Annotated in this window: 17 protein-coding genes and 1 pseudogene; 4 read left to right on the forward strand and 14 right to left on the reverse strand. The window is 35.4% G+C overall.

The window, feature by feature from the left end:
* Positions 1-162 precede the first annotated feature (162 nt).
* Entirely contained in the window at positions 163-1,539 is a 1,377-nt protein-coding gene (locus tag B5V89_RS18065; protein WP_108073352.1) for a sigma-54-dependent transcriptional regulator, read from the reverse strand.
* A 52-nt stretch (positions 1,540-1,591) separates the two neighbouring features.
* Positions 1,592-3,565, reverse strand: coding sequence for a transporter substrate-binding domain-containing protein (locus B5V89_RS18070; protein WP_181294711.1), 1,974 nt, complete (start codon positions 3,563-3,565; stop codon positions 1,592-1,594).
* 218 nt (positions 3,566-3,783) lie between these two features.
* Between B5V89_RS18070 and mug the strand changes: the two genes are divergently transcribed.
* Entirely contained in the window at positions 3,784-4,296 is a 513-nt protein-coding gene (mug, locus tag B5V89_RS18075) for a G/U mismatch-specific DNA glycosylase (protein ID WP_066231552.1), read from the forward strand.
* 109 nt (positions 4,297-4,405) lie between these two features.
* Entirely contained in the window at positions 4,406-5,269 is an 864-nt protein-coding gene (locus tag B5V89_RS18080; protein ID WP_108073356.1) for a hypothetical protein, read from the forward strand.
* Positions 5,270-5,833: 564 nt separating this feature from the next.
* Here B5V89_RS18080 and B5V89_RS18085 read toward each other — a convergent pair.
* From B5V89_RS18085 to B5V89_RS18100, 4 genes are all read right to left on the reverse strand, one after another.
* On the reverse strand, positions 5,834-6,043 hold the full coding sequence (locus tag B5V89_RS18085; RefSeq protein ID WP_107920102.1) for a YjzC family protein: 210 nt from the start codon (positions 6,041-6,043) through the stop codon (positions 5,834-5,836).
* A gap of 95 nt (positions 6,044-6,138) precedes the next feature.
* Positions 6,139-6,336: a cysteine-rich CWC family protein gene (locus tag B5V89_RS18090; protein WP_107920103.1), complete on the reverse strand. Its 198-nt coding sequence runs from the start codon at positions 6,334-6,336 to the stop codon at positions 6,139-6,141.
* 26 nt (positions 6,337-6,362) lie between these two features.
* The gene (locus B5V89_RS18095) at positions 6,363-7,211 is read right to left on the reverse strand and encodes a 3-hydroxyacyl-CoA dehydrogenase family protein (protein ID WP_108073358.1); all 849 of its coding nucleotides are present in this window, start codon (positions 7,209-7,211) and stop codon (positions 6,363-6,365) included.
* A 24-nt stretch (positions 7,212-7,235) separates the two neighbouring features.
* Complete coding sequence (locus B5V89_RS18100) at positions 7,236-8,627, reverse strand: M20/M25/M40 family metallo-hydrolase (protein ID WP_108073360.1); 1,392 nt, start codon at positions 8,625-8,627, stop codon at positions 7,236-7,238.
* A 172-nt stretch (positions 8,628-8,799) separates the two neighbouring features.
* On the opposite strand from B5V89_RS18100, the pseudogene B5V89_RS18105 reads away from it, so the two are divergent.
* Positions 8,800-9,655, forward strand: a pseudogene (locus B5V89_RS18105) (MBL fold metallo-hydrolase).
* 71 nt (positions 9,656-9,726) lie between these two features.
* Here the strand turns inward: B5V89_RS18105 and B5V89_RS18110 are convergent.
* From B5V89_RS18110 to B5V89_RS20255, 4 genes are all read right to left on the reverse strand, one after another.
* On the reverse strand, positions 9,727-12,903 hold the full coding sequence (locus tag B5V89_RS18110) for a DEAD/DEAH box helicase (RefSeq protein ID WP_108073362.1): 3,177 nt from the start codon (positions 12,901-12,903) through the stop codon (positions 9,727-9,729).
* Positions 12,904-13,066: 163 nt separating this feature from the next.
* Positions 13,067-14,311 (reverse strand): aminopeptidase P N-terminal domain-containing protein, encoded by a 1,245-nt coding sequence (locus B5V89_RS18115; protein WP_108073364.1) that lies wholly within the window; start codon positions 14,309-14,311, stop codon positions 13,067-13,069.
* Positions 14,312-14,425: 114 nt separating this feature from the next.
* Positions 14,426-14,938, reverse strand: coding sequence for a YbaK/EbsC family protein (locus tag B5V89_RS18120; RefSeq protein ID WP_108073366.1), 513 nt, complete (start codon positions 14,936-14,938; stop codon positions 14,426-14,428).
* Positions 14,939-15,453: 515 nt separating this feature from the next.
* Positions 15,454-15,624 (reverse strand): hypothetical protein, encoded by a 171-nt coding sequence (locus B5V89_RS20255; RefSeq protein ID WP_170112387.1) that lies wholly within the window; start codon positions 15,622-15,624, stop codon positions 15,454-15,456.
* 116 nt (positions 15,625-15,740) lie between these two features.
* Here B5V89_RS20255 and B5V89_RS18125 point away from each other — a divergent pair, with 116 nt between their 5' ends.
* Positions 15,741-15,962, forward strand: coding sequence for a helix-turn-helix domain-containing protein (locus B5V89_RS18125; protein WP_066231591.1), 222 nt, complete (start codon positions 15,741-15,743; stop codon positions 15,960-15,962).
* 86 nt (positions 15,963-16,048) lie between these two features.
* Here B5V89_RS18125 and trhA read toward each other — a convergent pair whose 3' ends face one another.
* The 4 genes from trhA to B5V89_RS18140 form a co-directional block, all read right to left on the reverse strand.
* Complete coding sequence (gene trhA / locus B5V89_RS18130; RefSeq protein ID WP_066231594.1) at positions 16,049-16,684, reverse strand: PAQR family membrane homeostasis protein TrhA; 636 nt, start codon at positions 16,682-16,684, stop codon at positions 16,049-16,051.
* 365 nt (positions 16,685-17,049) lie between these two features.
* Complete coding sequence (locus B5V89_RS18135; RefSeq protein ID WP_066231598.1) at positions 17,050-17,250, reverse strand: cold-shock protein; 201 nt, start codon at positions 17,248-17,250, stop codon at positions 17,050-17,052.
* A gap of 283 nt (positions 17,251-17,533) precedes the next feature.
* On the reverse strand, positions 17,534-17,854 hold the full coding sequence (locus B5V89_RS20510) for a flagellar hook assembly protein FlgD (protein ID WP_244913536.1): 321 nt from the start codon (positions 17,852-17,854) through the stop codon (positions 17,534-17,536).
* Positions 17,818-21,054 carry a S8 family serine peptidase gene (locus B5V89_RS18140; RefSeq protein ID WP_244913537.1) on the reverse strand — a complete coding sequence of 1,079 codons (3,237 nt, stop codon included), beginning with the start codon at positions 21,052-21,054 and terminating at the stop codon, positions 17,818-17,820. The genes B5V89_RS20510 and B5V89_RS18140 overlap by 37 nt, the downstream gene beginning before the upstream one ends.
* Positions 21,055-21,098 lie beyond the last annotated feature (44 nt).

Raw genomic sequence — 21,098 nt, forward strand, 5'->3', positions numbered from 1 at the left:
GACTTATTACCACAAGTCTTTATACGTAAAATAATAAATGCAATTTCCATGCCAACTTTCTGTAGTTAAAAAATGTATACGCTTACACTCACAACAAATAACTTTGCAATTAATAACGGCAAAATTTGCCGATGCATCCAGAAAATTTTGCCGTTTTTATGTTTATATATTATTAATTTCATATTGTTTAATTTTATCCCGAAGACTTCTCTCGGAAATTTGCAAAATCTGAGCGGTTTTCTGTCTGTGGTTTCCATAATAGCGAAGCGTTTCACCGATCACTCTTTTTTCTATTTCCTTCATTGGAAGACCGAGTGGGATATGGATGATATCATCATTGTTATCAGAACATGTAAACGCTGTTTTCTTTTGTTCTTGAACATAATGTGGTAAATCATCCTTGTCAATTTCTTGATGAATAGAAAGAGCTACAGCATATTCTATTATATTCCCTAACTCACGGACATTTCCGGGATATTGGTAGTTTAAGAGAAGCCTTCGAGCACTTGTTGACAATGACTTCTTTTCTTTATTCATTTCCCGACAATATTTTTTCAAAAAATAATCAATCAATAACGGCAAATCTTCCATTCGCTCTCTTAACGGTGGTGTCCTTATAGGTATTACATTCAATCGAAAATATAGATCCTCCCGAAATGTACCTTCCGTAATCATTTGCTCAATATTTTTATTTGCGGCACTTATGATCCTCACATCTAGATTAATTTTTCGATTCGAACCTAACGGGGTCACTTCACGCTCTTGAATCACACGCAATAATTTAGCTTGAAGTGTAAGCGGCATTTCACTGATTTCATCAAGGAATAATGTACCTCCATTCGCTGCTACCCACTTTCCCTCCTTACTTTGAGTTGCTCCGGTAAAAGCTCCTTTTTCATAGCCAAATAATTCCGATTCAAGCAATGCTTCCGGAATGGCTGCACAATTCAATATTTCTAATGGTCCGTTCTTCCGTTTTCCGGTGTTATGAATACGTTTTGCAACTAGTTCTTTCCCCGACCCACTTTCGCCCGTAATTAAGACACTGGAATCGATATCCTTTATTCTTTCAATCATTGAAAATACTTGTTTCATCGCCTTACTATTCCCTATAAAGTTCCCCGAATTCCGTCTTAACTCCAGCTCCTCATTAAGCGTTTCAACCTGTTGAGACATAAACAAAAACTCCGAAGCTCTTAGTAAAAGCAAGGATAGCTCTTCGATATTGATCGGTTTCTCAATATAATAATAAGCACCTTTTTTAATGGCTTCGATCGATGTTTCAATCGTTGCATAAGCAGTCATAATAATAACAGTCACTGTTGCATCTTTTTGTTTTATTTTTTGAAGTACTTCCAGCCCGTTATAGCTTCCAATACGAAGATCTAACAAAATAATATCAACTCGACTTTGATCCATTATCATTAATCCTTTTTCAGGATCCGTGGTAGTCATTACTTCATAATCATTTTCAAGGGCAAAGCTGAGCGAGGTACAAATCGCTTGTTCATCATCAATGACTAGAACTTTGGGCTTCATTATCAGTCTTCCTCCTCTACACAACTAGTAATATACTAAATAGAATTCCAACTTAGTCTTGCGTTGCTTCGACCTTTTTTTCGATAAACAAAGGTAATACTACAGTGAATTTCGTCCCTTGTGCAGGAAAGCTAGAAACGTGAATATCCCCCTTATTCTCTTTTATCAGATTATAAGATAATGTTAGGCCTAACCCTACCCCTTTTTCCTTGCTAGTATAGAATGGTTCAAATATATGATTTATTTCTTCTTGGCTCATTCCTTTCCCTGTATCAATAATCAAAATCCTCCCCATTTCACCATTCTCTTTCTCCATTATGATTTTAATCTTCTTTTCACTCGACTTTTCAACAGCATGAACAGCATTTAGTAACAAATTAAGAAGGACCTGACGAATTTGCTGAGGATCGATGAAAAAAATGAGATCCGATTCTATGTTCTGTTCAAATTCGATATTATTTTTATTCATCGTTACTTGTAAAAAAGCGAGTAAGGAAGTAAGTTCATTTGCCGAACAAGATTGTATATTCGGAGGTCGCGGACGCGCATATTCAATTAAATCCGTTACGATCATATTTAATCTGTTCACCTCTACAGGTAAATGCTCCATAAGTACCTCACGAAATTGTGGCCGATCATATTTACTGGGAAGAAGATCAATAAACGTTTTGATCGATGTTAATGGATTCCGAATTTCATGGGCTACACCTGCAACCAACTGTCCAAGTGCATGAAGTTTTTCTTGTGTTATTAATTTTTGCTCGAGTTTCTTTTTTTCAGTTTCATCATTTATGGATAGTAAATATCCAATCTCGTTTTTCATCGAATCAAACATTTTATGCATCGAGTAATAAATGACTTTCCTTTCTCCTTCATCATTTGTTTCTAATATATGATATGTCGCCCCATCCCCCTGCTGAGAAAGTTGTTTAAAGGGGTTATTTTCAAATAGTTTGGTGAAAATAGGAGAATCTTCTAGATTAAAATCTATCGGATTAGTAATCTCGAGAATTTCTAATGCACGTTTATTGCAGCTAGAGATCGTTCGGTCCAGTCCAAAAGTTATAATTCCTGTATCGATATTATTTAGAATTTGTTCTTTAAACGCATTACTATCAGCATTACTTTGACGTTGCCTTTTTAGATCTTCATTTAGCAGTCGCAACTTACTCGTTTGGGCATTTACAGCTTTTTTTAACCGTTGATTCCATATGTAAATAATGAAAACAATGAGCACTCCGATTGATATAAAAAAAACTAAAAAATAGATAAACTGTTTTAACTTAGCAATCACATCCTCATTTTGGGGTCTTAGCCATGCATCAATTAAAATATTTACTTCCCCTTTAGCTTTTAAATCAGTAAGCGATTTATTAATCATTGAAAGGAGTTGGTGATTTCCTTCCTTAACAGCAATCGTATAATCAGCTGGCTCAATTACTTCATCACGAATCACGTAGTTCTGTTCTTGGTTCCATTTTTTTAAAAAGAAGGAGGTCGTCCATTTATTCCCGATAAAAACATCTGCACGGTCTTGAATTAATGTTAATAGACCAGAATATTGATTTGTCGTTAACGTAAGATCCGTATTTCTCATATTTAATAATGTACTAAGTACAGGAGAATTATTTTCCAAAACAACATGTAAGTCCCTTATATCCGCAATACCTTTTACTTTGTTTTGATTGGTTGCTGGAAGAACTAATGAATTTGACATAGTAAAATAAGGAATGGAAAAATCAAATTCTCGATCTTTGTCTGTGCTATATGTTATGCCCGCTATCGCATCAATCTCTCCGTTCTTTAATGCTCGCTCTGCATCAGGCATCTCCATGGGAATGTATGTAAAATGGACCCCGTTTTCTTTTGCAACTTTATTCATCAATTCAATATTTAATCCTGACAATTTTCCTTGATCATTTTCATACGAAAAAGGAGGCAGTAAACTTTCACCTGCTATTTTATATGTTTTTTGCTCAGCAAATATTGAGAGTGGACAAGATATCGTCAGTGTGAAAAATAGCAATAGTATAACGAACCACTTTAAATGTCTATTAATATAAGATCCTCCTTGGTTCCTAATGTTTAAAAGCATTCAACATACTTAAATTAACAATATTTAATTACAATTTATTATATTATTCATTTTAATATTGTCAATTATCTGATATTTACACCCTAAAGTTAATCCAAAAGCAGGATAGGGTATAATATATTAACAGTACATAACAACAGGAGGTTAACATGAACCCAATTCCTGACTATTTACAAAATGATTTATCGATTCTTTTTGTTGGCTTCAATCCTAGCATTCGTTCAGGAGAGACCGGCCATCATTTTGCTAATCCTAATAATCGATTTTGGAAAATATTATTTGAAGCAGGCCTAACACCACGAAAATTTCAAGCTTCAGAAGATTACAAGCTGCTTGAACTAGGATATGGTATGACCAATATCGTTTCAAGACCAACGAAAGCGGCCGATGAAATTACGAAAGAAGAATACGAAAATGGTAGAATCATGTTAAGGGAAAAAATAACCAAATTCAGCCCGAAAATTGTTTGCTTTGTTGGTAAAGGCGTGTACCAACAATATAGTAAAAAGAAATCGATTCCTTGGGGACGCCAAGATGAATCAGTTGTCCTAGGAACGATTGACTTTGTCGCTCCATCTTCAAGTGGACTAGTGAGGATGAAGCTAGAGGACATTATTGATATCTACCGAAAACTGCCTAAACTATTGGATGAAATCTCCTGAGTGAAAATTTATAACAGAATATTGTTTATTTAAAATATTCTGTTATAATATAGGCAGCTAGTATTCCCCCACTACTAGTCTACTAAAATCTATAGAAAGGTGTTGTATAATGAAGAAGTTTGTATATTGTGAATGTGGCAGCGGTAAACCGAAAGATGATTGTTGTGCTCCTCAAATTAGGGTGCGGATGAAACATTTTTCAGATGTTGATGAACGAAAGGAGTTTATGAAAAAAATACACATTAGCTCTCAATTTAATTTACGATATCGAGGATTATTTGAATTTTATATTGACGATTTAATTGCATACAAACAAAAAAGACCAACTAGTCATTCCCGCAATGAATTTCTTACCATATTAGGCAAGTACTTAACTGACTATTTGGAAGATGATTGTCCCTCCTCTTGGAACAACTGCGAACCAACTTTTTGGGAAGAATTTCTGTTCAGTTTTTATCCTTTCCGCATAAAAATTACCCCTAAAGAAAAAGAAGTCGAACAATTCCTAGTAGAACTAAAAAAATTCACCTACGAGCTTGATAAAAAATACGGTTGTTCATTTAAACCATTAGTTGATAAAATGATTGATGAATCTAGCGGAGAACTCATAAAATGTGAGCATTTATTAAATCGCCTCTTTTTAGACCAATATCCACGTATTCACCACAAAGATTGGAATCCACAATTGGAAATAAAAAAGCATCATCAAAAAATTGATAAATTTCCCGAAAAAATAGAATCCGTATTTGAAGTCACGAATTTAAACGGCCCTATTATCGTTGCAACCACACTAGATACAAATCTTTCGTATTTTATAAAGGGGTTACCTTATGAAATGATATCAGTAGGTGATATCATCAGCGGTGGAATAGGTAAAAAGAAAGGTGAATGGATTTGGACATGGATCCTTACCCAAAGTGTTTTCCCACCAAGAGCAAAAAAATTCTTTTCGCAAGTAATGATTACAATGTAGATTTTATCAAGTAAGAGCATAACGTGGAGAAAATTTAAAATCACAGCACAAATAACATAAGAGGTCATAGCATTGAATAACAATATAATTTGCACACAAAAGCTTAGGGATTTTCCCAAGCTCTTGTGTGACGCTAAATCGAGTTTGAAAAATAGGCGGAGAAATTTCTCTTAAATAAAAAATAGCAATGAAAATACCTTAAATAGCCGGAGAAATTCCGACTATTAACTCAAAAAACGTGAAAATGAGTAATTTTGCTTTGCTTAATCGGAAAACCTCCGCTTAAATACCCCGAACTGAGCTCTATTCCGCCGGCTAACCGGAAAACCTCCGCTTATTTGATTATCTTTCATTTCTTATCTATTAGCATGTTGACAACAACAATTGTCAAGATGTTTTTAAGGTTGCGATTTTACTTGCTAATTAAAGTAGTAATATCTTATAATCGCTATATTAGAGGAAAATAAGAGACCAAATCATAAGCGATTTGGTCTGCTAATTAGCATACTATTTGATATGTTTCTCCATCGAAACGGAACTACTTTGTTTTGTGCAAGCTCACGTTTATTTTACTAAATGCCAATGATGTTGACGGTTTCTCGTTTTCTTTTCACCTTTATGTTCGATTTCTACTGTGTAAGGTTTAAGTTCCGGCAATTGATCGCCTTGTTTCACTTCCACCCTCTGTGCTTTTTTCACTTTTCCCCCACCATGTCCTACTTCAACATAAGTACCTGTTTGAGTTGCGGTTTCCCCTGATTTTAATGTCGCCATTAAAACAACTCCTCCTTCACCTAAATTTTGTTACTATTTCATTATAATGGGCATTAACGATTATAAACATGGGTAAAAAGTCTAATAATTCATACTTATCTATCAAAAGCGGATAAACAATTTTTGCAAATGCATGCTTTTTTGAATAAATCGACCGGAACAAGTTCAAATATCTCTTTAGGAAATACTTCTTCACTACACCAACAACCACTTGCTGCATCTTTAGAATTACAACATTGATTATTTCCTCCACAAATAGGGCATCTTTTCGTTTCATTCAGTATATCTGTCATACTAGTTCCCCTTTTTAAATGGCCACTTACTCAGTATACGTATAAAATCCCCTACCAGACTTCTTTCCAAGCCGCCCTGCTTTCACATATTTTGTTAATAATGGTGATGGCCGATACTTTTCTCCTAGGGTTTCGTATAAATAGTTCATATTTTTCAGCCTGGAATCAAGACCGACTAAATCAGCTAGTTCAAGCGGTCCCATCGGATGATTTAGTCCAAGCTTAATTGCTTTGTCAATATCTTCTGCTGAGGCAACTCCCTCCATTAACATGTTCATTGCCTCATTGCCAATTAAGCAATTCATCCTGCTTGTTACAAAACCAGGGAATTCATTTACTTCCACACACTCTTTTCCCATTTTCCGTCCCACTTCTAACACTTTTTCAACTGTATCATCGGATGTATCTAATCCTCTTACTACTTCGATTAATTTCATTTTATGAACCGGATTAAAAAAATGCATCGCTACACATTGATCCGGTCTGCTAGTTTGTGCAGCTATTTCCGTTGGACTCATCGTAGACGTATTCGTAGCTAAAATTGTATGAGTGGGACAAGCAGCATCCAACTTTTTAAACATCTCGATTTTTAATTCCATTAATTCAAAAACTGCTTCAATGACAAGATCAGCTTCTTTGACACTTTCCGAAAAATCGCTTAAGTAGCTGATATTTTGTATCGCTTCTTCACAAGTTGTTTTAGAAATAAATCCTTTTTTTGCACTTGTTTCAAGAGTTTTCTCAATGTAATCTTTTGCCTTTGTTAAGTTTTCATCACTTATATCATTTAAAATGGTAGTAAATCCTGAAACTGCCGCTGTATAGGCAATCCCTCTCCCCATCGTTCCCGCGCCAATGACACTTATCCTTTTCATTTCCCCATCCCTTTCTTAGGCATCCTATTCCCGTTCTAGTGCATGATTAAAGCCGTTTAACATATGTGCCATATGTACGATACCGTCCTCGAAATCCTGTATGCGAATCGATTCATTTGGGGCATGTGCTTTTGATTCTGCCCAACCGACGCCGGTACTAACGATTGGAAGCTTTAACTGTTCTCCAAAAATGTACATTGGCCCTGTACCTGCTGCATTTGGAGCGAGTACAACTTCATTTTCGTACACTTCTTCCGCAGTTTGAATGACATGATCGATAAATGGGTGGTTATAGTTCGAACGGAAGGCTTTTTGCCCATTGATTAACTTCACTTCAATATCTTGAAATCCGTAATTCTTTAAGTGTTTTTTGACAGATTCAAAAATGTGGTTCGGATCTTGTCCAGGAACAAGTCGACAATCGATTTTTGCTTTTGCTGATTTGGGCAATACTGTCTTCGCCCCTTCACCTGTATACCCACTTTCTAACCCGCAAATTGTCATTGTCGGATAAAAAACCATAGCAATGCGTGGATCAACACCTTTAGCCGATGTGATTAGTGGCAACTTTAACCCGTAGATACGCTTAATCGCTTCTTCATCAAAGGGCAAAGTTGAAACGATCTGTTTCTCACTTTCAGTAGGTTCTTCAATTCCGTCAAAAAATCCATCGACAACGATTTCATTTTGATTATTTTTCATCGTACCTAATGCATGAACAAGCCTCCATGCTGCATTATCAACATAAGCACCTAACGAGGAATGCATATCAATTTCCGCTCCAATGCTTGTTAGCTCCATATATGCCATTCCTTTTATTCCCGCTACCATGTTAATTCTATTTTTGACATCCTTGCCACCGAATTCCCATATACAAGCATCTGCTTTGAATAAGTCGCGATATTTCTCAAGATAAGGGGCCAAATGAGGACTTCCGATTTCCTCTTCGCCTTCGATTAGAAATTTGACATTACACGGTAAACCACCTTCTGAATTTTGTAAAATGCGGATAGCTGTTAGCCGTGCAACGAGGTCACCTTTATTATCAGCTACTCCACGTGCATATATCTTTCCGTCAATGATCGTTGGTTCAAACGGCTTTGTATTCCATTCATTTAATGGTTCTGGAGGTTGAACATCATAATGATTATAAAATAGAAGCGTTTTCGTTGAATCTCCCTGCTTACTTGCCTTAAAAAATCCATAAACGACAGGATTCCCGCCAAGATCATTTAAAACTTTTGCTTCCCCATCAATTTGTTTAATCATATTAACAACATATTCGACTGTTTCAGGAATCGCTTTATGCTGGGCTGAAACAGTCGGTAATCTTAAGTAATTTTGCAATTTTTCTATTGAGTCATTGACCATTTCTTTCATGGACTTTTTTAGATTTTCTATATCTTTTCCACTCATTGAGTTCGCTCCCTTTCAAAAGGCTATCATTGTTCTATTTCTCCATACAAAACTAAATTCCTTTTAATTTTAGAAGATTTCAAAATAATACGAACCAAATTGGAAATAAAATTTAATGAAGGCTATCCATAAGAGAAATACTATTCTTTAGAAACGTAAGGAGCTGTCCATTGTGGAAAAAGATATGAATTACGGAAGTGATTATAAGTTTATCCCTGCTACATCAATTGGAAGTGGTATGGGGATTGAAGTATTACCAGATCTATATTGTCATACAATCCAAATAGTAAATATTATTTTAGTGGGAACCGCTGATCATTTTGTTTTAGTAGATGCTGGGATGCCTCGATCTGCAAAGGAAATTATTTCAATAACAAATGAGCGATTTGGAGAAAATAGTCGCCCTAAAGCGATAATATTGACGCATGGTCGGTCATTTCGATCATGTTGGGTCCATTATTGAGCTAGTTAAACATTGGGATGTTCCCGTGTATGCACATGAATTAGAATTGCCCTACCTTACGGGAAAAAGAAGTTATCCAGAACCTGATCCTACTGTTGAAGGTGGACTGATTGCCAAAATGTCTCCCATTTTTCCAAATGAACCAATCAATTTAGGTAGCAAAGTGAATCAACTCCCTGCTGATGGAACGGTACCTCACATGCCAGATTTTCAATGGATCCATACCCCTGGGCATTCACCAGGACATGTATCTTTGTTTAGAGAAAAAGATCGAGCACTTATTGCTGGAGATGCATTTATTTCGGTAAAACAAGATTCAATCCTTAAAGTTTTTACACAAAAAGAGGAAATATGTGGGCCGCCTAGATATTTAACTACTGATTGGAATGAGGCGAAAGAGTCGGTCATAAAACTACAATCATTAAACCCTTATGTAGCTATTACAGGACATGGTTTACCTGTTTCTGGAGAAACTTTATCAAAAGGATTAGCAAAATTGGTTCGTAATTTTGATGAAGTTGCTGTACCTGACTATGGGAAATATGTTGATAAAAATTATCATTAAAAAATTAATCATAAAAAAAGTGCAACTTTGTTATAGCTGCACTTCTTTTTTGTTTACATAATAAATTTATACTATACCAACAAAATTTCACGAATATCCTCTTCAGTTAGTGTTGTAGATGCTTTTTCATTAATAATTTCTCCGATTAGACTTTTCTTCCTTTCTTGTAGCTCGTTCATTTTTTCTTCAATCGTTCCCCGGGCAACTAGTTTAACGACTTGGACCGTATTTTGTTGACCGATACGGTAGGCGCGATCTGCTGCTTGTGCTTCAACTGCTGGGTTCCACCAAGTATCGTAAAGAATAACTGTATCTGCACCCGTTAAATTAAGGCCCGTACCTCCTGCTTTTAACGAAATTAGGAATAAATCACGTTCGCCTTGATTAAATCGATCGCAAATTTCAATTCTTTCCTCAGAAGGTGTTTGTCCATCTAGGTAAAAAAATGGCAGACCCTGCATGAGTAGTTCTTTTCCGATAAGCTCAAGCATTTTCGTAAATTGTGAAAAAATCAATACTCTTCTTCCTGACTCTTTCGCTTCCTCAATAATTTGCATTAACTGCAAAAATTTCGCTGAACTCCCTTTGTAACCATCTACAAATAGGGCCGGATGGCAACAAATTTGTCGTAACCGGGTCAATCCCGCAAGGATTCTAATTTTGTTTTTGCGTAAGGTGTCCTTATCTAGATGCTTTAATGTGTCATGTCGTAGTTTTGCTAAATATGCAGCATATAATTTCTTTTGCTCTGGAAGCAATTCGATAGAATCTGTTGATTCTATTTTTTCCGGAAGCTCGGAAAGAACATCTGATTTTAACCTTCTAAGTAGGAATGGACGAATCCTACGTGAGATGGTTTTTCTCGTTAAATTACTGTATTCCTTTAGTCCACGAAACAGTTCAGGGAACACAATATGAAAGATGGACCATAGCTCTTCTAATGAATTCTCTACAGGTGTTCCTGTCAATGCAAATCGATGATCCGCCTGAATTTTCTTTACAGCGCGGGCTGTTTGGGTCACTGGATTTTTAAAAGCTTGTGCTTCATCAAAAAATACAGTATGAAAGAATTGCTTCTCAAACCATTTAACATCTCGGCGAATTAAAGGATAAGAGGTAATCAATACATCTAAATTCTTCAAATCCTTCAGTATGGCACTTCGTTCTGTTTTATTACCATCAACGACAACTGCCTGTATCTCAGGGGCAAATTTCATGCATTCACTTAACCAATTATAAGTAACGGATGATGGACAAATAATTAAAATAGGCGTCTTATTTTTACGAACTTCAGGTAAAACGGATAAAATAAAAGCAATACTTTGCACTGTTTTTCCAAGGCCCATATCATCTGCAAGAATCCCGCCAAAACCAAAACTAGCAAGTGTTTTCATCCATTTGTAACCGACTTTTTGATAGTCACGCAACACACCTTTTAACATGTCGGGAACTTCAACTTTCATTCTCTCAGGTTGTTTAATTGTATCTAAAAATGTTCGAAATGATTCTTCAACCATAAACATGGAACGATCTTCTACACCATCAAGATAAGGAATAGCTTTTACAAGCGGAATGTCCAAACTTTTTTCCCAATCTTCATTTTGCACCGGTAAAGCATGAAGAAAACGGTGAATTTCTTTCATTTCTCTCGTTTCTAACGATAATAATGAACCATCCCGCAGACGATAATATTTGCGCTTTTCCTCAAGTGCCTGAAGAATATCCCGAATCTGCTGCTCGGGAATTCCATCCATTTCAAACGAAAATTCCAACCAATTTGTACGCTCTTTCTTTAGTCTTACACGAATTTTCATTGGTGTGCTTTTTTTTGAAATTCGATTCCTCACAGCAGTTGTTGCATACACTTGGACAAGCTTTTGCAATTGCGGTAAAGTATGATACAGAAATTCATATTCCAATTCTTCATTATGTAAAAAATAACCCTCGTCAGTTTTTGTAAAAGAGCTCGCCTCCATCAATTGTAAAATTTCTTCTTCTTTATCTTCATCCCTAATGATCATTGTACCCGCTAATTGACTTCTATTTTCCAACGGATTGATCACCATATGTTCATAGTGAAACTCCAGCCCCGCAAGTAATCGGTTTCTAATACGATCCAAATAAAGTTTTGCTTTCAAAGGGGTCCTTTTTAGTTGCTCGACCAAATTTCCATTGATTCGAATATCCCCTAATTTTTTCAAACTAGGCATAACTTTTTCTAAAAATAAATGGAATTGATTCTCGGAAAAAGTTATTTGATTTGTTCTTGAGTCTTCCAACATTTGTTTTAAATCCGAGATGCGTTTACTTTCCTCGCTTTTCAGCGGATATAATTTCCCATCAACTAAAGCAAAGTTATACTCATTGAATATAATTAAATTATTTAACCCAATAACCTTAAGGAGAAAACCGCTTCCCTCTCGTTCAGTCAGCTCAAATTGCAATGGAAGTTTTTCATTGGCAACTGCTAATTGGTCATAGGTCTGTCCACGGTATTCCAATTTTATTAACGGAGTGTTTATTAATAAGGGGTAAAGTCTTTCCCACGATGACGGAGGGATAAGAATCGTGTTATCCTTGATTGAATAAACCTGATCATTATATATCTTTTCATCCAAAATCACTCGAATTAAGTGCTGAAGTACATCATCAGCATCATTTTTAAAACAGTACAGTGCCGGATCATACGTAAATGTAGGAGATATTAAACCTGTACGGCCATTTTTTATGATCAAAAGAAAATCACGAATTTTTTCTACATAAAATGTGTCAATTTTTATTTTCATTCCGAAAAAATTTTTGTCATCCATTTTAATAGGATGGCAGATAAACTCAAGAGGAACGATTTGGCGATTTTCAAAATGCAGCTGATGTGCACTCGACCGTTTCGGTTGAGCAGAAAATAAATTCAATACACCACTCGATAAATTATTATCTAATGAAGATAAGATTTCTTTCCTCCCGCTGTGTTGATTCTCATAGATCGCAAGTAGAACAGCTGCAATATGCTGACAGTCCTGTTTGAAAGAAGCGAGTGTTGGACAGCTGCATGTCGAATGGAGGGTTCCATCCGCATCTACTTCTATTAATACATAGAATTTCTCTGTTCCCGAAACCGTTGCTTCACACCGATCTGATTGCAAAACGTCAAAATTCACTTTATTGGCACGAAAAAAAGCTTCTCCTTTTTTGTAGGAGACATTTCCACATCGTTCTTTAATTGTTTTCAAATTTAATTTTTTATCCATATGCTACGCTCCTTTCTGAAACGGACCGTCTAATAATCTGTCCTACTATTTTATACTAGATGAAGCGTGAATGAAAAGTTTCCAGTTCGTTCTTTTCGCAGTTGTTGAATATCAAATAAAAAAGCTCCCTCACATCAAACGAAATGAGAGAACTTTGTAATATTTATTTCTTCATAAACTCTTCTATTTCTTCTGTAGAACGGAAAATATCTTTGGAAAGTACTTCGTTCCCCTCTTCTGTTACTAACACATCATCTTCAATCCGTATGCCGATTTCTTCTTCCTCAATATATAATCCCGGTTCAACCGTTAACACCATTCCGGGTTGAATAATTAGATCTTTATAACTGCCAACATCATGGGTATCTAGTCCGAGAAAATGGCTGACACCGTGATAGTAATATTTGCTAATTTCACTTTCTTCTTTGATCAACCCAACTTTAATACATTCCTCCGCCAAAACTTTCTTTGTATGTTCATTAAGCTTAGCAAATGGAACACCCGGTTTAATCAACTCAGTTGTTTCTCGTAGAGCTTTTAGAACGATATCATAATACATTTTTTGTTTATCTGTGAATTTGCCATTTACCGGAAAAGTGTAGCTAATATCTGCACTATAATAGTCATACTGTGCTCCTAAATCAAGTAACACAAGACTGCCATCTTCGACTGTTGCATCGTTATTTTCATAGTGTAGGACTGTGCCGTTTTTTCCGCTCGCAACAATCGTATTAAACGCATGGCTCTTTACACCTTCTGATTTTAATGTAAAATCAAAATAAGCCTCTAACTGGTACTCTTTTAGCCCCGCTTTTGCATGATTCATTAAATTTTTTATTCCATTTTGCGTAATTTCAATCGCTTTTTTAATCTTTTCAATTTCTTCTGGTTGTTTAAATACACGTAGTTCACAAATTTCCGGATAGACATTTTTTATTTGTACGTAAGGGAAATTCACACGACATTTTGCTGCAAATTGCTGTGCTTTAGTCGTAACAGTATCTAACTCCCTTCTTTCAAGATCTAGAAATAAAGTGGAATCAGTGATTGAAAATAAGGTTCGTGATAAAAAGGATTCAAACTCATCGATATAACGAATGGATTCAATTCCGGAACGTTCTTGAGCTTCATCGTTAGAAATGGTTTTTCCCACCCATTTTTCCATAATTGGATCGGCTTTTTTAATAAAAAGAAACTCTTCTACCTTTTCGTTTGTTTTCTGTGCAAGAAAAATAACATTAGGCTCGTCAATCCCTGTTAAATAATAAAAATTACGGTTAGGAACGAATTTATACTCTTCATCAGCAGATTTCTGAGGGGCATTACCTGCAAATAAAATAAGAAGTGATTGTTCATCTAATTTTTCATATAAACGTTTACGATTATGTACATAAAAATCTTTATTCATCCCATGTTCCTCTTTTCTTTTAAAATCTACTACTATTCTATAACTATACCACTATTCCGAAATTTCCTAAAACAAAAACTGAACTAGAAAATCACTTTCTAGTTCAGTTTTTGTTTAAATCCTTGTATGTAAGATTGCATCTTCTTGCTTTGCTTCTTCCCACCCTTTGCATACATCTACCCAATCTTTTGCAGATGAATAAGTATCCAATTCATCTAATGTTAATTCAATTGCCGAATTCGCATTGCCGCAAGCTGGAAAAACACTTTCAAACCGTTTCATTGAAATATCTAAGAACACCTGTAAATCATTTTTTAAACCAAATGGGCAAACACCGCCGATTTTATGACCAGTTTGTTCCAATACCTCATCTGGTGAAAGCATTCGAGCCTTATAGCCAAATGTTTGGCGAAATTTCTTATTGTCTATTTTGGCATCTCCAGCCGTAACGATAAGAATTGCTGCATCATCTTCACCTTTAAATGACAAAGTTTTGGCGATTCTAGCCAGGATGACACCAATAGTTTCCGCTGCTTGATCGACAGTTGCACTGGATGTTTCAAATTCCATTATATCCTTCTCACGATTCCATTGCTTAAAATGGGCTTGTACACTTTCTAGCGACATCTTTATCATCCTTCCAATTATCTGTATTTTAAAAAAATGATAACATAATTTTAAGGAATACAAAAATTTGCAACTACTCTTATCTAAAAATTATTTTACGATTAATGGAAGTATCTTTTAAGGAAGGTTGTATTGCTTCTCAATACGGTAAAGATAAAATTAGGTGGAATGTATTCCATATTGAAAGTTTTCAAACATTTCATGAAGAACCATTTTTTGTCCGATGTATTTATATCTCTATTCGAGTTATAATAAAAGAAATAGAAAAAATTGGACGTAGAAGGATGGTGACTTTCCATGAAAAATCGTGATAAAAGGCGAAAAAGGAAACGTGACTTTCTAAAAAATTATCTTAAAGATCGATTCAAAAATTGGAAGCCAAATACGGATAAATCGCCTGTGTCAAATAGTGAAAGGCAAGTGGAAAAGTAAGGTTGTTCGGGGTATCATTTCATGTGATACTCTCTTTTTGTTGTGAGAGGGAGAGTGCCCCCCTCGATCAATAAATTGATCAGTTAAAGTTTTTCTAATTCTTCTTCAAAATAAAAAGTAGCCGGATGCTCTTTTACAATATAAGAGTTACGCTTCATATTTGTAATATATTTTGCTTTGACAACTGTTACTTGTTCGTTAGTGGCTGATATTCTAACTAACTCATTTTTCGCAAATTTATAATTTCCCTTCATTTTTACACCTTCTTTATAATTATTATATCATAACTCGTTCATTTCTACAGATTGGTAATGATTCCTTTCTATTTCCAGCTAACTATGGTATACTTAATAAAAGTGAGGTGTTCGTTTTGACAAATTATAAGGCAAAAAAGAGTAACCTTAACACATTATTATTACAAAATAATATGGATTTGGAAGTATTAGAGCAAAATACGAAAATTCCAAAAAGTCAACTTGAAGACTATTTATCAAAAAAAGTAATGAATTTAAATACTGCCATGACAATTTCAAAAGAATTGAACTGTCAAATTGAAGATTTATATGAGTGGAAAACAATTTCAAAAAAATAATCCATCATCCAAATCTACATTTTAAAGGGGATATCCCATAAGTCTTAAAACTTATGAGACATCCCCTTTTAGCTTGAATTATTTCGTTATAAATAAAGTAATATACCGAAAAAGTGACAAGCCGATCCAGCCATAACAAAGATGTGCCAGATGGCATGATGGTATTTAAATCCTCTCCACATATAAAATATGGAACCAATCGTGTATATTAATCCTCCTGCAACTAACAAAATGATCCCGGTTTGACTTAAATTCATCAAAATAGGTTTCCAAATTGTTACAATCCCCCAACCCATAACTATATATAAAATAGTCGATGTAAAGAGATACTTTTTTACAAAAAAGCATTTAAAGATTGTACCCAAAATCGCTAATCCCCAAACGATTCCAAATATCGTCCACCCTTGCCACCCCTTAACAATAAGTAATAAATAAGGTGTATAGGTACCAGCAATAAAGAAGTAAATAGCGGAGTGATCAAATATCTCAAAAACATCTTTCGCCTTTCCTTCACAGAGTGCATGCACAAGTGTAGATGACATATATAGGAACAGCATCGTGATTCCATAAATTGTAAAACTAATAATATGCCACGCATTCCCATTAAGACTTGAAAAGATAATTAACAGAACAAGTCCAGCAACACTAAGAAGTGCACCGATCCCATGTGTAATAGAATTAGCTAATTCTTCCCCTTTGGAAAATGTATGAGTAGCTGCCAATAGGATCATTTCCTTTCATAACTAAATTATATATAACCTTGAAATAGTATGAACTATTCGAATATCGATTACTATTACCTAAAACAACAAAAGCCCTACCTCTCTTTTGTCCTAACGGCTCCTTGACCGTGCCAGTGTGAATCAGGCTATTTAAAGTCAAAATTCTACATTCTTGATGGAAAAATTCTGAAATTGATAGATGATTTTCTTGTAAATACAATTGAGGTAATTATGAATGGAAATTTAAGTGGTTTAAAGAACGGTTGTTTTTGCGAAAGACTATTAAAAACAACATTTTCGAAAAAAGCCAAAGAATAAAAAAGTGAAGCTCTACAATTGCAAAGCTTCACTTTCAATTGTTTTAATTAAGCTTTTTGAACGTTTGCAGCTTGGTCTCCACGTTGACCTTGCTCGATATCAAAAGTAACCTTTTGACCTTCTTCTAATGTTTTAAAGCCTTCGCCTTGAATCGCTGAGAAGTGAACGAATACATCGTCTCCACCTTCACGTTCGATAAATCCAAAACCTTTTTCACTATTAAACCATTTTACTGTACCTTGTACCATGTGTAGTTCCTCCTAGTGTGTCATGCACACAATGTATTACTATCCTTGCTCATTAGATATCAAGTCGATAAGCTTTTATTCACTTTTTCTACCATACATACCGAACAAAAATAATTCTACTTAAGAATAACAGAGGTTTAAGATAAAAGCAAGTTTTTATCGTCGGATAAATTGATTTTTTCATTTTTCATTTTGGTTATCATTGATATAACTGGTCACTATTCCCCGTTTCCTTTTGATAATGAACGCTCTCCAATCCGGGAAGGGCGTTCATTTGTCATTATTATTTCTTTTGCTTAACCGTAAATTTTGTCGGTTCTGCTTCCACTTTAAAACCATCAGCATCACTAGCTTCCGTATAAATGGAATAAGTTCCGTCCGGTAAGTCCTTCTTAGGCTTCCAATTCATGTGAATTTCTGCTTGATGCTTTACATCGAAAGTGTCGACAATCTTTCCGTCCGGCCCTACAATTTTAAAGTTCCAATCTACTTTTTTAATAGCAAATCCATTGATTTGCAGTGGAACATCCTCATTAACATTTGAACCATATATACCAAGATAGTTAATTAACATGTCTTTATGATATAGCTTGGGTCCCCCCATACATTGAATCCGGCGTTTAATGCCCAGTCAATTCCAATAATGACCATGCCTTTTGGCTCTATCTTTGAGAGGTACAAAGTTGCACCTTCGGGAATCGATTGATATTGTCCATTTATCCAAAGGATCGCACCATCATATCCGCTCCCGCCTTCATTGTCTTTCGCGTTCCACGAAATTTTGTATTTTCCATCAACCGGCTCTACTTTTATATTATCAATCGTAGGGGCAACTGAATCAATTTTAACTGGCATTTTCACCTTTTGCGGTTTAGCATTTTTGTAATCCAGTGTACTTGTAATCGTTAATTGATATTCTCCATCCGGAACAATTTTCCCTTGATCATCTGTGGCATCCCAAGGATACATTTCCCCTGATATTGAGAAATCATTATACGCCATAACGTTCTTCGAAAATTTCCATGGAGACCCATCAAGTGTAAATTCACTAAAGTTTCCTAATTGACGGATTTTCTTTCCATCATTGTTCTCAACTGAAAGATTCACTTCTTTCAAATTTCTAAATACTGTAAAGGAAGGATACACTCCAGATAATACGGAATTTGGTGAGTATGCAATGTGGTTCATATTAAATTCCCCTGTTTGGGCATCATAACCTAATGGCATTTCACTCATTTCATCCCATAATACGGTATACCCTAAAAATACATCTTTATCCCATGCTGGAGCATCAATATTCTTTAGTGAATCCCACTGGCCATAAAAGCCCATATACGGCATGGATAATTCAGGTAGGTCTTTATTCACAGGTACAAAACGGACAAATCCTTCAACGAAACTATTTTTCCGTAAATTTTTTGGTAAAATAAGATCGACATGTACATTTTGCGTCTTCCCATCTTTAATTTTTATCTTTACTGGTTTGTTATAAGAAATCTCTTTCCCGTTTAATAGTCCAACCGCATTTTTTACACGTTTACTTGAAAGTGTTAAATAGTCATGAGATCGGTCGGGTTTGCCATCGCCATTTAGATCATATTCCTTATATTCTGTATCATCAGTTAAGACATCCAAATAAACATTATACTCAACATCTTCAGATTTCTTCTCTGAAAGGGGTACAACACTTAAATCAAATTGGGCCATTTGATTTTTTATTTCCTTCAAAGCAACTGATCCTTTTCTTTCGGCACTTGCTGCTTTATTTTCTATTAATACTGGTGTTTGCAAAGCATTTTTAATTTGCATCATTCCTGCCCCTTGTTTACGAGGAGAATATGGAATCTTATTATTTGAGTTTGGATCATACTCGATCTTGGATGTATTCATTAAAGCAGTTTTTGTTTTTAAAACGGTATTCATACTTTTTGGTAAACCTTTTTCATAAAAGGATTGAAGAACAAGTGTTGCCCCGCCAACAACATGTGGTGTGGCCATTGAGGTCCCACTATATACATCATATTGATTATCGAAAACGGTTGAATAGATTCCGCCACCAGGTGACGTAATTTCCGGTTTAAAATCAAGTGTATGAGGTGCACCTATAGAAGAAAAATCAGACATTTCATCATGGTTTGGATTTTGAACCCACAAACCTCCACTAAGTTGTGCGGAAACCGATTGACCATTTTGCAGCTCATTAATCAGCTTCTTTCCATCTTTCACACTTGTAACAACTGCTGGAATTGAATACGGACTGAAATCTGATTCCTTGTAATCGCCCCATTTAGGAGTTGGTGCAATAATAACCGCTTTAGCACCTTTATCTTGAGCATTAAATTGGAGATGCGAATTGATTCCTAAATCAATATCCGGTTGTACAACAGCAATTTTATCTTTTACATCAATATTTTTGTAATCATTTGCGCTCCCTTTACCCGCAAATACGAGTGGGTACTCTTTCCCTTTTTCCATTGCCTTTTTCAGTTTTAAATAACTTGGTTCATAAAAAGCAATTTCGTCTCCAGTAGTTAACTTCAAACTAGGTTTATGAACAACATTATTTTCGTATGAAGCTACTTGTAACGCAAATGGACTGACACCGGGAGAACCTAAAATACCAATATCCGGATTTTCCGCATATGGTTTTTTCGAAGATGAAAGCTTGTCATTTTTTGTACTGTAATAGGCATTTCCACCTGCAGCAACAACTAATACACCATTATTCGTTGCAAGTCGGATCGCTTTCTGCACCGTATCATCCTCTTCACCAACAAAGCCTCCATCTGAACCTAAGCTTAAATTGATGACATCTGCTCCCATTTCAACCGCATGGTTAATTCCGGCAACAATATCATCCTCATATGCGCCCCCGCCATTATCTGAAAATACTTTTTCTGCTAGAATTTGGACATTTGGAGCAATTCCTTTGACTCCATTATTTTCTTCATCACCGTTGGCCCCAATCGTTCCGGACACATGCATGCCATGTGAACTTTCATATGGAAGTACATCATCATCTTTGTCCGCCCAATCATAACCAGTCGGTACTTTATCGGTATACCAGCGGTCATCTACTTTGGTTTCGTCAAGCTTATTTTGTATATTTTCTTTTGTTAGCTTTGCTTTTTCCTTTCCTTCATCCGACATCACCATATCTTTATGGCGATAATCAACTCCGGAATCGACGACACCGACAAGCATTCCTTCACCTTTAAGCCCGAGTTCTTCCCAAACTTGTTGGGCCTGTACTATACTTTTTGACGATTTCATTGCTTCAGAGTACGTTTTTGCTATGGATACATTTGCAACACCATCAATTTTCTTAATGGTCTCCATATTTCGAAACTCTGTCTCAATACTAAATCCATTAAATCCCCGAACAAATTGATGTCTTAGTTTTGTCTTAATTCGTTTTTTCGTTATTTGATTAATGACTTGATCATGAGTTTTTAGTTTTTTCTTTTCTTCGAATACACTTGTTTTTGTGTCCACCAATGGCTCATCGGTTAATTCAACGATTAATCTCACTTTATCTTTAGGTGCAAATGGTTTATTCGTAGCTTTATTAATATCAGCCTTTGTGATTCCTAGTTTATTTTTAGCACCAAGATTCGTTTTTTGCTTTTGTTCTCTTAGGATTTCCTGCCCTTTTTGAACAATTGATTCAACGTTAACCTTACTTTGGTTACTAGTTTTCTCTGTATTTGCGAAACTATAATTACTGCCGCTAATTAATAGTGCTGCTAGTATACCCGTACTTATTATTTTAAATGGTATCGACCGCCGGCTTCTCCGTTTCATATATGGTCCTCCTCGTTAACAAACCGTTTTGTCAAAACTTTTAT

Source organism: Heyndrickxia sporothermodurans, assembly GCF_003055045.1.
Classification (GTDB): domain Bacteria; phylum Bacillota; class Bacilli; order Bacillales; family Bacillaceae_C; genus Heyndrickxia; species Heyndrickxia sporothermodurans.